The sequence below is a fragment of the Mammaliicoccus sp. JADD-157 genome (assembly GCF_049310805.1).
Lineage (GTDB): Bacteria > Bacillota > Bacilli > Staphylococcales > Staphylococcaceae > Mammaliicoccus > Mammaliicoccus lentus.
In genome coordinates, this window is sequence record NZ_JBMOVZ010000005.1 from 34,264 (window position 1) to 46,482 (window position 12,219).

At 31.2% G+C, this 12,219-nt stretch carries 12 protein-coding genes; 9 read left to right on the top strand and 3 right to left on the bottom strand.

The genetic code is table 11. From position 1 onward, the window contains the following. The first annotated feature begins 129 nt into the window (after nucleotides 1-129). Both ACO6VN_RS12570 and ACO6VN_RS12575 read left to right on the top strand, forming a co-directional pair. A complete protein-coding gene (locus ACO6VN_RS12570) occupies nucleotides 130-747 on the top strand; it encodes a DUF47 domain-containing protein (protein ID WP_016998473.1) in 618 nt (205 codons plus the stop codon). A 12-nt stretch (nucleotides 748-759) separates the two neighbouring features. Further along, entirely contained in the window at nucleotides 760-1,758 is a 999-nt protein-coding gene (locus ACO6VN_RS12575) for an inorganic phosphate transporter (RefSeq protein WP_064205079.1), read from the top strand. A 245-nt stretch (nucleotides 1,759-2,003) separates the two neighbouring features. Here the strand turns inward: ACO6VN_RS12575 and ACO6VN_RS12580 are convergent, their stop codons facing one another. Beyond that, complete coding sequence (locus ACO6VN_RS12580; protein WP_194201455.1) at nucleotides 2,004-2,810, bottom strand: LysM peptidoglycan-binding domain-containing protein; 807 nt, start codon at nucleotides 2,808-2,810, stop codon at nucleotides 2,004-2,006. Nucleotides 2,811-3,135: 325 nt separating this feature from the next. On the opposite strand from ACO6VN_RS12580, the gene ACO6VN_RS12585 reads away from it, so the two are divergent. The 3 genes from ACO6VN_RS12585 (at nucleotide 3,136) to ACO6VN_RS12595 (ending at nucleotide 5,190) form a co-directional block, all read left to right on the top strand. Beyond that, nucleotides 3,136-3,783, top strand: coding sequence for a Bax inhibitor-1/YccA family protein (locus ACO6VN_RS12585; RefSeq protein ID WP_135031185.1), 648 nt, complete (start codon nucleotides 3,136-3,138; stop codon nucleotides 3,781-3,783). Between the two features lie 196 nt (nucleotides 3,784-3,979). Beyond that, a complete protein-coding gene (locus ACO6VN_RS12590) occupies nucleotides 3,980-4,693 on the top strand; it encodes a YebC/PmpR family DNA-binding transcriptional regulator (protein WP_016998920.1) in 714 nt (237 codons plus the stop codon). 14 nt (nucleotides 4,694-4,707) lie between these two features. After that, a complete protein-coding gene (locus ACO6VN_RS12595; RefSeq protein WP_422404758.1) occupies nucleotides 4,708-5,190 on the top strand; it encodes a cupin domain-containing protein in 483 nt (160 codons plus the stop codon). A 121-nt stretch (nucleotides 5,191-5,311) separates the two neighbouring features. On the opposite strand, the gene ACO6VN_RS12600 is transcribed toward ACO6VN_RS12595, so the two are convergent. Next, entirely contained in the window at nucleotides 5,312-6,421 is a 1,110-nt protein-coding gene (locus tag ACO6VN_RS12600; RefSeq protein ID WP_422404759.1) for a 5-methyltetrahydropteroyltriglutamate--homocysteine S-methyltransferase, read from the bottom strand. A gap of 129 nt (nucleotides 6,422-6,550) precedes the next feature. Here ACO6VN_RS12600 and ACO6VN_RS12605 point away from each other — a divergent pair, with 129 nt between their 5' ends. Further along, nucleotides 6,551-8,074, top strand: coding sequence for a phospholipase D-like domain-containing protein (locus ACO6VN_RS12605; protein WP_422404760.1), 1,524 nt, complete (start codon nucleotides 6,551-6,553; stop codon nucleotides 8,072-8,074). A 55-nt stretch (nucleotides 8,075-8,129) separates the two neighbouring features. Here ACO6VN_RS12605 and ACO6VN_RS12610 read toward each other — a convergent pair whose 3' ends face one another. Continuing rightward, a complete protein-coding gene (locus ACO6VN_RS12610) occupies nucleotides 8,130-8,681 on the bottom strand; it encodes a TetR/AcrR family transcriptional regulator (protein WP_194201459.1) in 552 nt (183 codons plus the stop codon). Between the two features lie 209 nt (nucleotides 8,682-8,890). Between ACO6VN_RS12610 and ACO6VN_RS12615 the strand changes: the two genes are divergently transcribed. The 3 genes from ACO6VN_RS12615 (at nucleotide 8,891) to ACO6VN_RS12625 (ending at nucleotide 12,180) form a co-directional block, all read left to right on the top strand. Further along, nucleotides 8,891-9,538, top strand: coding sequence for an HlyD family efflux transporter periplasmic adaptor subunit (locus ACO6VN_RS12615; protein ID WP_016998925.1), 648 nt, complete (start codon nucleotides 8,891-8,893; stop codon nucleotides 9,536-9,538). Between the two features lie 12 nt (nucleotides 9,539-9,550). Further along, entirely contained in the window at nucleotides 9,551-11,431 is a 1,881-nt protein-coding gene (locus ACO6VN_RS12620) for a DHA2 family efflux MFS transporter permease subunit (protein ID WP_194201460.1), read from the top strand. Between the two features lie 194 nt (nucleotides 11,432-11,625). Then, nucleotides 11,626-12,180 (top strand): DUF402 domain-containing protein, encoded by a 555-nt coding sequence (locus ACO6VN_RS12625; protein WP_194201461.1) that lies wholly within the window; start codon nucleotides 11,626-11,628, stop codon nucleotides 12,178-12,180. Nucleotides 12,181-12,219: the final 39 nt, after the last annotated feature.

Genomic DNA, 12,219 nt, shown 5'->3' on the forward strand with positions numbered 1-12,219 from the left:
TTTCAGAAAGTTTACAAAGAACTTAAAAATTTAAAAATACATTAATAAATAGTGGTTTAATTCAATTTGAAAGAGTACAATGGAAGAGTAATTACGTAAATTATGATGTATATTTTGGGAGGATTATTAATGTTTAATAAGAAAAAGGATAAGTTTGGTATACAGCTAGAAGCTATAGCTGAGAATTTAAGCCGCGCATCTGTTGAATTTGGAGAAATGGATTTTGACTCTGACTTCGATTTGAAAGCTTATTCAGATAAGATAAAAGCCTATGAATCAAATGGTGATGATTTAATGCACCAAATGATTACAGATTTAAATCAAACTTTCATCACACCAATTGAAAGAGAAGATATTCTTGAACTTTGTGATGCATTGGATGATGTTTTAGATGAAATGGAAGAAACATCAGCAATGTTTGAAATGTACTCTATCAGTTATTCTGATGACTACATGGCAGAATTCGTTAAGAACATTCAAGCAGCAGTAAAAGAAATTGCAATTGCTGTGTCACTTGTAGCAGAGAAGAAATTCTCACATATTCGCGTTCACTCAATCAACATTAAAGAATATGAAACTAACTGTGATGGTATTTTAAGACAATCTATTAAATACATTTTCAACAGTGAAACAGACCCTGTAACATTAATAAAAATAAAAGATATTTACGAATCATTAGAAGATGTAGCAGATAAATGTCAATTAGTAGCAAACAAACTTGAACAAATCATTATGAAAAATAGCTAAGGAGTTTAAAAAATGGATAGTTTACTCATTCTTACCGTAGCTATTGTTGTATGTGCGTTACTTTTTGACTTTATTAATGGTTTCCATGATACAGCCAATGCTATCGCAACAGCAGTATCTACAAAGGCACTTAAACCAAGACATGCCATATTATTAGCAGCAGTAATGAATTTTATCGGAGCTTTAATGGCGACAGGTGTTGCCCAAACAATTGCAAAAGATATCGTTGACCCATTCAAATTAGAAAATGGTTCGATTGTTATTTTAGCAGCATTGCTTTCAGCAATAGCATGGAATCTGATAACTTGGTACTTTGGTATTCCAAGTTCGTCTTCACATGCTCTAATTGGATCTATCGCTGGAGCTGCAATCGGTTCGGCAGGGTTCGGCGTATTACATTACCAAGGATTTTCTAAAATTATATTAGCATTAATTGCTTCTCCAATTCTTGCTTTTATTGTCGGGTTTACGATGTATTCCATTTTTAAAGTTGTATTTAAAAATAATAACTTAACAAGAACAAATAGAAACTTTAGATTTATTCAAATTGGTACAGCAGCTTTACAAGCTTTCTCACACGGTACAAACGATGCTCAAAAAGCAATGGGTATTATTACTATGGCGCTTATTTCAGCTAATCTACAATCTACAACTGATATAGAATTGTGGGTTAAAGTAAGTTGTGCTACCGCAATGGGACTTGGAACAGCAGTAGGTGGTTGGAAAATCATTAAAACTGTTGGTGGTAACATTATGAAAATTCGTCCGGCAAATGGTGTTGCAGCAGACTTATCATCAGCATTTGTCATTTTTGGTGCGACGTTTATTCATTTACCAGTATCAACAACACATGTTGTATCTTCATCAATTTTAGGTGTAGGTTCTTCTCAACGCGTTAAAGGTGTTAAATGGACTACAGCTCAGAGAATGATTATTACATGGATTATTACATTACCAGTATCAATAATACTATCGTTTATTATTTATCATATTTGCGTACTATTTGTATAAAAATAGGAAAGCACACTTTCAATTGTAACTTGAAAGTGTGCTTTTTAATTTAAATTAAAAAAGGGATGGGACAGAAATCTCATTTTAATAAATAGATTTCGTAGTCCCACCCCGGCAAGGATGACTAGGGTTGGAAAAAGCTTGATATAAGCGCATTTTCAATCCAGTCAGCTACTGCCATTATAATAAAAGAGGCTGAGACATGTATTTATGCCTCAGCCTTTTTCAATGACTCGTTCAATATATTAATGAATATAAGAATAGTTGTAAACTTCAGATGCAGGGATTGTTCTGTAGTCTGTTACACCCGGTGGTGTATTGTAATTTGTTTCAGACACAAGTAGACTACCATCTGCATTAATAGATTCTACATATGAAACATGACCGTATTGACCAGCACTTGATTGCATAATTGAACCAACAGCTGGTGTATTATCTACACGGAAACCGTCTGCTTGTGCAGCGCCAGCCCAATATTTTGCGTCTCCCCAGTATGTGCTAATTGCACTACCAGCTTGACCTCTGCGGTCAAAGACATAATATGTGCATTGTCCCCAGTCGTATAAGTTTTGGTCATTAAATGTTTGATTACCGCCTGTTTGAGAAGGTGGTGTATTGTCAGAAGGTGCAGTTGTATCACTACCACTACCACCTGCAATTTTTAAAGTTTGACCAGGATAGATAATATAACCTTGTAAATTATTTGATTTCATAAGTTGGTCAACTGAAACACCATGTTTTTGGGCGATTACTTCTAAAGAATCACCATTTTTAACTGTGTATGTAGAACCTGAAGTTGCTGTTTCTTGTGAACCACTTCCTCCAGCTGAACTACTTCCGTTTACAGTAATGACTTGTCCAGGAAAAATCATATTCCCTGAAATGTTGTTACTTGATTTCAGTTGATCTATTGACACACCATATTGATCTGCAATAGCCCACAATGACTCACCATTTTTGACAGTGTGTTGAGTAGAAGCTTCAGCATCGTTATGAGCGGCGATTGCTGCAACACCTGAAACTGCTGTTACCGCGAATGCAAATTTTTTCAAAGGCTTATCCTCCTTGTTATCTCGATATTATGTTATAAAGCATAAAGCTAATAGCTAATATATAAATCCCTCGATAGATAAATAGTAACAAAAATAAAAACCTGTGTACTGTATGTAATCATCTTGTAATAAAAACACAATAATATTAAATATTGTTTTGAAAAATATTTATATGCATAGTAACTGTGATGGTGGGGTATATATGTAATATGGTAATATATGGTTGTTGATTGAATATTACAAATTTGAATCAATCAACTCGTTTGATATGTTAAGGTCTAACATGTAAAATATGAATAATACTTTATAAAAGGAATGATAAAAATTGAGTTATGAACATAACTACGGTACATATCAAGAAATAGAATCACGAGGTTCATCAATTCGAAAAACTTGGTTGTATTTTTTATACTATTGGGTAATTTTTGGAATTGGTACATATTTAGGTCAGTTTGTGCCACCAGCATTATATCTACCTATAACAATAGGTTTATTCGCTATGATAATGATTTCTTTATTTACAAAATCATCTAGAAAATTTGGCGGATTAATATCAAATCTATTCGCATTTTTAATTGGTATATTATCTTATACATCGTTTATGTATTACCTAGGAACATTAGGTACTCAAGCATTTTATGGTAATATCGCGTTAGCTATAGGAGCCTTTGCTGCTTTTGGTGTGTTAGGTTACTTCATGATTGATAATGCAGCGGGATTGGGAAAATATTTATTTGTTACATTAGTAGCTTTAGTTATTGCTAGTTTTATTGGTATATTTTTAAATAATCCTATATTCCATACAATTATTTCAGTTATTGGAATTGGTTTATTCCTATTATATACAGTGTACGATTTCAATCGAATGAAAAGAGGTCAATTTTCACCGAGAGAAATGGGATTTAACTTATTTATAAACTTACTTAACATCATCATGCATATACTTAGATTAGCGAGTATTTTGAGAGATTAAATAATTAGACTGAGACAAAATTACATGTCTCAGTCTATTTTATTATAATGGTAGTATATGGCAAAATTAAAAGTTTACTTTTATCAAGATTTTTCAATCTCACTTTTTTTACATAAAACGGTAAACTTTGCGAGATGAGCGCAATATTGTATAATAAGAATGTTAAAATAACTCACTTTGAAAGAGAGATGGAATTATGGGACGTAAATGGAATAATATTAAGGAAAAAAAAGCCCAAAAAGATAAAAATACGAGTAGAATATACGCGAAATTCGGCCGTGAAATATACATGGCAGCTAGATCAGGTGAGCCAGACCCAGAGGCTAATCAAAATTTAAAATTCGTATTGGAAAAAGCTAAAACGTATTCTGTTCCTAAACATATAGTAGATAGAGCTATTGAAAAAGCAAAAGGCGGTTCAGAAGAAAATTATGATGAATTAAGATACGAAGGCTTTGGTCCAAGTGGTTCAATGCTTATTGTAGATGCATTAACAAACAACGTTAACCGTACAGTAAGTGACGTTAGAGCTGCATTCGGTAAAAATGGTGGAAATATGGGTGTTTCTGGATCAGTAGCATACATGTTTAATAACACAGCAGTATTTGCATTTAAAGGTAAATCTACTGATGAAGTTTTTGAATTATTATTGGAAGAAGATTTAGACGTTAGAGATGTTATTGAAGAAGAAGATTTAACAATTGTTTATGCTGAACCTGATCAATTTGCTCAAGTCCAAACTGTACTAAAAAATAATGGTGTAGAGGACTTCGAAGTTGCTGAATTATCTTGGTTAGCACAATCTGAAGTAACATTATCTGAAGAAGATTTAGAAACGTTTGAAAAATTAGTCGATGCTATTGAAGACTTAGAAGATGTTCAACAAGTTTATCATAACGTTGAATTATAAATGGAGAGATAAAAATGAATCAAGAACAATGGATTGATATGCTAAATTTAGAGCCTCATCCTGAAGGTGGCTATTATAAAGAAATTATTAAATCTAGTCATACTTTGGATGACCAAAATGCGATGTATACGAGTATATATTTTTTATTAGAAAAAGATAACATATCTCATTTTCATCGTATTCAATCAGATGAAGTGTGGTACTATCATGCAGGACAAACATTAACTGTGCACATGATTCATTCCAATGGCGTTTATGAACAAGTAAAAGTAGGGCCTAATATTCAAGATGGTGATGTGTTACAAGCACTTGTACCTAAAAATACAATATTTGCATCAACTGTTGAAGGCGATAATGATTTTGCATTAGTAGGCTGTATGTGTTCACCAGGTTTTCAATTTGAAAAATTCGAATTGTTTACTCAAGAAGAATTGTTAGAAGATTACCCCCAATACGAAGAAGCAATTAAAAAGTATGCATTTGAATCCATTGAATAAAATAGCAAAAAAGCGAAATATAAATCTCATACTCAAAATAAATGCTCCTAATCCTTTAATTAAAATAAAGGGTTAGGAGCATTATTTAAATGAAATAGTTAAACATTTTTAATTGTTGTTATTATAGTTCGCCATATACTTCTTTTGCTGTTTCAACAATATAAGCTAACTTTTTCCATTGTGCTTCTTCTGTTAAGATATTACCTTCTTCAGTTGAAGCAAAGCCACATTGTGGGCTTAAACATAGTTGGTCTTTCGATACATATTCAGTCGCTTCATCAAGACGATTTAGTATATTCTCTTTATCTTCTAATTCACCAGTTTTAGAAGTGAATAATCCTAGAACGATATAAGCATCGTCTCTATCAAAATATCTTAAAGGTTCAAAGTCTCCTGAACGATTATCATCGTATTCTAGGAAGAAACCTTGTAATTTTTCTGTGAATAGCTCTTTTGCAATTGGCTCATATCCACCACTAATTGCCCATGAAGATTGATAATTCCCTCTACAAATATGAGTAGTAATTAATAGGTCATTTGGTAGATCTCTCAATGAATCATTCACTACTTTAGCGGCTAATTTAATCGCTTCTGCTTTTTCATCTTCTGTACGCTCTCTATTCTTGATAAGTTGTTTTGTTGCTGCTAATCCAGCCCAATAAACATCATCAATTTGTAAGTAACGACAACCTAGTTCATAAAATTTTAAAATAGTTTGACGATAAGCTTCTGATACATCTTTAGCAAAATCATGAATATCAGGATAAATATCGTGGTTTAAAATATTTGGGTGAAATAATTGATTTGGACTTGGAATAGACACTTTACTTACAGCTCTACCATCAACTTGCTTATGTAAATATTCAAAATGTTCAAAGTGTGGATGATTAGGATTAAATTCAACTTTTTGAACAACTCTTACGTCGTGCTTTTTAGTTTCTACACCGTTAAAAGTCAGTCCAATTTCAGGCTCATAATCTTCAATACCTGTTAAATTTTCTAAGAAGTCAAAGTGCCAATAAGCACGTCTGAATTCTCCATCAGTGATACTTTTTAAACCGACTTCTAATTGTTTTTCGACTATTTTATTTATTTCTTCATCTTCGACTTTTTTTAATTCATCTTTAGATAGATTACCTTCAAAATATTTCTCTCTAGCTTCTTTTAAAGGTTCTGTGCGTAATAAACTGCCAACATGGTCGGCACGGAAAGGTCTTAATGCTTCTGTCAATTTACTTCACTCCTATGTATTTTCTCTAAAAATTCTGAAAAATTCAATATTAATAAAAATACCAAAGTAATCCATCGCTGTCAATTATATTTTGATATAATAAAAATAAAAGGAGAGGGGGTTATAAATTTGGCAAATAAAAAGAAAAAAAATGTGAAGAGTAAAAATAATTTAAAGCAAAGAAAAAAATCTACAAAAAATAAAAAGAAAAGAAGTAAATTTAAGAAACATTATATTTTATGGAGTTTATATATAATAATATTCACGATTATAGCAGTCAGTATTTATAACGTATTTAAGCCCTTACCTCATGGAGTATCAAAATTAAGTTCAGAGACTAAAACAGATGATGTAGAACTATTAACTGATTTATCATATAAGTCCGGAAATGAAATGCATTACGATCACGAAATATTTGATAAAGTCAATGAAACCATTCAAGAAGCAAATGATTTTATTATAATGGATATGTTTTTATTCAATGGTTATCAAACTGGATACAAAAAGTATCCACCAATATCAAAACGGATTACAGATTCTTTAATTCAGAAAAAACAAGAGAATCCAAATGTTAGAATCATAATATTAACAGACCCTATCAATACATTTTATGGCTCATACACGCCTGATAATATAAAAGCTTTAAAGAATCATAATATAGATGTACGTTACACAAATTTAAGTAAGTTAAGAGATTCTAATCCCATTTATTCAGGTGCATATCGCACATTATTTCAATGGTTTGGTAATAGTGAGAAAGGTAAGTTGCCTAACCCTCTCAGTGGAGAAGCACCAAATGTTACTGTTAGAAGTTATTTAAAGTTATTAAATATGAAAGCCAATCACAGAAAAACACTTGTTACTGAAAATCATGGGATGATACTTTCTAGCAACCCCCACGATTCAAGTGGTTATCATCAAAATATCGGTGTAAGAGTGTCTGGACCGATTCAAAAGGCACTCATAAAATCTGAGATTGCTGCTATAAATATGAGCGGTGCTCAATATGACGAATCAGATTTTAAAATCAATCATAATAGTTGGAAAGATAATGCACGTTATACTGTACAATTGGCTACAGAAGGTAAAATTAAAGAAAAGGTCATTAGTAACATTAAGAAAGTACAATCCAAAGACCGTATTTCAATAGGTATGTTCTATTTATCTGACCATGATGTTGTTAAAGAACTGATAAAAGCATCTAAAAGAAATGTAGATATTAAAATTATTTTAGATATTAATAAGGAAGCTTTTGGTAAAGAAAAACCAGGCGTGCCTAATAAACCGGTAGCTAGTGAATTAATTAATCGAACAAATAATAATATTAAAGTGAAATGGGCTTTAAGCAATGGGGAACAATTTCATTCTAAATATTTATTGTTTGAACAACATGAAAATAAAGATGCAACGATGATATTAGGTTCATCCAATTTAACTAGAAGAAATATTAATGATTACAATTTGGAAACTGATATTATAATTCAAGGTAAACAGGATGATCCTGCGTTTCAAAAATTATCTACAACATTTAATGATGCATGGATTAATAATGAACATTCATACACTGCACAGTATGATGAATATAAAGATGAATCCCTGTGGAAGAAACTATTATATAGAATACAAGAAGAGACTGGTTTATCTAGCTTCTAATATAAATGCTCCTATTTCCTTAATTAAAATTCAAACGAAATAGGAGCATTAATTTTTATCTGTTTATTCTTAAGATGTTTCTATACATAATATCTGCCATTTTTTCAGGTGAGTCTTTGCATCCGTCACGTAACCAACTATATATAGATGCGATTTGTCCACCAATTGTATATTCAAGAAAGAAGTTGGCATCTTGTAATGTACCGATTTTAGAAATGAGTTTTTCAATTCTGTCTTTTATAAGCTTGATAAAGTTAATGATAAAATCTCGTTCAGGATGTAAAACTAAGACACTGTAGAAAAATTTTTGGTATTTCAAAATATAATAAAAAACATTTGTAAAATACCGTTTTACATATTTCCTTCTATTGGCTGGTTCTTCAATAATAGATAGTTCAATATTATCCATTAAATTTTCGTAATTACTCATGTGATATTTTTGGATTTCATCATATGTATCATATTTATCTTTGAAATGGGCATAAAAAGTTGAACGGTTAATACCACTTTCTGCGCACAACATTTTTATTGTAATTTCGTCAAAGTGATAATCTTCCAATAAATAAACCATATTACTAATAATTAATTGTCTCGCATGTTTTTTCATAATTCACCTCGTTAACTTACATGTCCTATATTTTAACAAATAAAGTATAGAATATATATTAATATACTTTAAAAACTTTAATTTAATATGTTGATTTATCTGATTTTTTAGTTAATTTAACCCGACAAATTTTTAATTTTTGTTGGTTTAATTAGTAAAAGAGTAGCCGTATAATAAGTAAATCATTGAAATATGGAGGATATAAAGTAATGAAAAAAATCGTGCTTGTAAATGTTATCACGATAGTGGTTTTAGTGGCTATTGGCCTAGTAGGATTCCATTATTATAGTGAAGCAACAGATTATGTAAAAACAGAAAATGCAAAAGTGGATGGAGAGCAAATTAAAATTGCTAGTCCAGTATCAGGTAATTTAACTAGTTTTGACGCTAAAGAAGGTAAAACTTATGACAAAGGCGATAAAATTGGTGAAGTAGAAGGTAAAGGTGAAGATGGTCAATCTCAAAAAATGAAGATTGAAGCACCATCAAAAAGTACAATCGTAAAAACTTCTGAAACAGAGAACAATTTAGTACAAGCTGGCTCACCGATTGCTTATGCATATAATTTTGATGATTTATATGTAACTGCAAACATTGATGATACAGATGTAGAGGATGTAGAAGAAGGACAAGCAGTTGACATTGATATCGATGGTCAAAAAGCTAGTGTTAAAGGTAAAGTGTCTCAAGTTGGATTAGCAACTGCATCAAGTTTCTCGTTGATGCCTTCATCAAATAGTAATGGAAACTATACAAAGGTGACACAAGTTGTTCCAGTGAAAATCACATTTGATTCTAAGCCATCAACAAATGTTGTTCCAGGAATGAATGTTGAAGTTCGAATCCACAAGAATTAAGGAGGGTGTATTATGACATCAACCTTTACGGTGGCTTATATAATAATTGCAATCTTACTTTGGATTGGAATTAATGCATTTGTATTAAAACGTAAAAAAAGAAAACAAGTTTCTAATGAATCTTTTGAAAAAGAGCATAAAGAAGAATACAGTCAACTTAAATCTAAAGATGATGATAGCTTAACAGTTAACCGTCATCAAAAAGAATCTAAAGAAGAGCAAGTTGAACAAATGAACCAAGATGAAAATGATCAACCATCATTTAAAGAAAACGTATCTGACGATAATAATTCAGAAGATGAAGACTCTGTATTATCTGAACGTGGTATGGAAATACATGAAGACGAACCAATCAACGAACAAATTAAAAAGAATCATGTTAATTTTGTTTATGGTAAAGGTATTACAAGAAATAAAATATTAATTGCAATGATGTTCGGTATGTTCATAGCAATTTTAAACCAAACATTATTAAATGTAGCATTGCCTGTTATTAATAATGAATTTAGTATTTCAGCTTCAACTGGTCAATGGCTAATGACAGGATTTATGCTTGTAAATGGTATATTAATCCCAATCAGCGCCTTTTTAATCAGTAAGTATTCTTATAGAAAATTATTCATTATAGCAATGATTCTGTTTACAATCGGATCATTCATTTGCGCGTTGTCAGTAAACTTTCCAATGATGATGACAGGACGTGTCATACAAGCTGTTGGAGCAGGTGTGCTAATGCCATTAGGTTCTAATGTGTTTATGACAATCTTCCCACCAGAAAAGCGTGGTGCAGCAATGGGTACATTAGGTATTGCATTTATCTTAGCACCAGCTATAGGACCAACGTTATCAGGTTGGGTTGTACAAAATTACCATTGGAATATCATGTTCTACGGAATGTTTGCTATTGGTTTAATTTCTATCATAATCAGTTATTTCTGGTTTAGAATTTATCAGCAAACGTCTAACCCTAAACCAGACGTTCAAGGTATTATATTTAGTACGTTAGGTTTTGGACTATTATTATACGGTTTCAGTGAAGCGGGTAATAATGGATGGACATCTACAACAGTTTCATTATCATTAATTATTGGCGTTATCTTTACAACAATGTTTGTTATTCGTGAAATAAGAATGAAAAATCCAATGCTTGATATGTCAGCATTAAAATATTCTGGGTTCACATTAACGACAGTTATTAACGTTATCGTAACAATGAGTTTATTTGGTGGTATGATATTATTACCAATTTACTTACAAAATCTTCGTGGGTTCTCTCCATTAGATTCTGGTTTATTATTGTTACCAGGTTCATTAATAATGGGCTTTATGGGACCAATTGCTGGTAAAATGCTAGATTCATTTGGTATTAAGCCATTAGCTTTAATTGGTTTAACAATTATGACTTTTGCAACATGGGAGTTAACACAGTTAAATATGGATACACCATATTCAACAATATTAATTATTTATATCGTACGTTCATTTGGTATGAGTTTTATCATGATGCCTATTATGACGGCTGGGATGAATTCATTACCTCAACGATTGATACCGCATGGTAATGCAATCAGTAATACAGTGAGACAATTGGCAGGGTCAATCGGTACTGCAATACTTGTAACAGTTATGACACAAAATACGACTACGCATTTAGCTAACATGTCAGATAATTTAGATTCAACTGATCCAATTATTCAAGAACAAGTTAAAGCACTTTCAGATTCTGTTGGTGGAAAAGAAAGTGGCATGTCAGCACTTGTTGAGTTTCTAAATAAACTTGCAACTGTACAAGGTATAAATGACGCTTTCTGGATTGCAACTCTGTTTAGTGTTATTGCATTAATCTTAAGTTTATTCTTAAAAGGTAAGTCACATTATATTTCACATGAATAATGTAAAATTTTAGAATTAAAAAAACATATGTTTTAAAGTTTAAATTTTATATATAAATAATCATTTCAAAGCCACAAGAATTTCAAACTTCTTGTGGTTTCTTTGTGGGAAATAATAAAAATAATAAAAGATTACTCGAATGCTTTATATCAGCTCCCGTTTTTTATATAATGAATAAAAGGAGTTGGTAACTTGTGAAAGTTAAGTATATTGACAAACGTCATTGGCGACGTCTCCTTAATCGCGAATATAAAGAAGTTGCGCTGGATACTAATCACTTTAAAGGTCTTGTAGGACTTGTAACGATGCTTGAAGTAAAAGAACCGTTAATAGTAAATGTTGTAGGTAAAGAAATTACAGTAGCTGACAAGGGCTATAAATGGATGCAAATATTACCGGAGAAAAAGCCATATAGTATTACTGTGATGTATAATAAACAAAATCAACCAGTGCAGTATTATTTTGATGTGAATTTGAGGAATATTACCCAGCTTGGAAATGCACGAACTTTAGATTTATGCTTAGATGTGTTGGTGATACCAAAGACAGGGGAATATGAACTAGTTGATGAAGATGATTTAGAAAGAATGCTTAAAGAAAACAAAATTTCTAAAGCGCAATTTCATAAGGCATATGTTACTGCTCATGAGATTATGTTCAAGTTAGAAACAGATTTTAAAGGAATAGAAAAAAAGATAAGATATTGTTTTCATGAAATAATGAATGCAAATAAGAATAATAATAAATAAATAAATAAATATTCCTAAACTATGATTTACATAAAAAAC

Coding starts and splice junctions, on each gene's coding strand:
- ACO6VN_RS12590 (WP_016998920.1), top strand. CDS start 3,980: ATGGGACGTAAATGGAATAATATTAAGGAAAAAAAAGCCCAAAAAGAT.
- ACO6VN_RS12575 (WP_064205079.1), top strand. CDS start 760: ATGGATAGTTTACTCATTCTTACCGTAGCTATTGTTGTATGTGCGTTA.
- ACO6VN_RS12615 (WP_016998925.1), top strand. CDS start 8,891: ATGAAAAAAATCGTGCTTGTAAATGTTATCACGATAGTGGTTTTAGTG.
- ACO6VN_RS12620 (WP_194201460.1), top strand. CDS start 9,551: ATGACATCAACCTTTACGGTGGCTTATATAATAATTGCAATCTTACTT.
- ACO6VN_RS12610 (WP_194201459.1), bottom strand. CDS start 8,681: ATGAAAAAACATGCGAGACAATTAATTATTAGTAATATGGTTTATTTA.
- ACO6VN_RS12595 (WP_422404758.1), top strand. CDS start 4,708: ATGAATCAAGAACAATGGATTGATATGCTAAATTTAGAGCCTCATCCT.
- ACO6VN_RS12570 (WP_016998473.1), top strand. CDS start 130: ATGTTTAATAAGAAAAAGGATAAGTTTGGTATACAGCTAGAAGCTATA.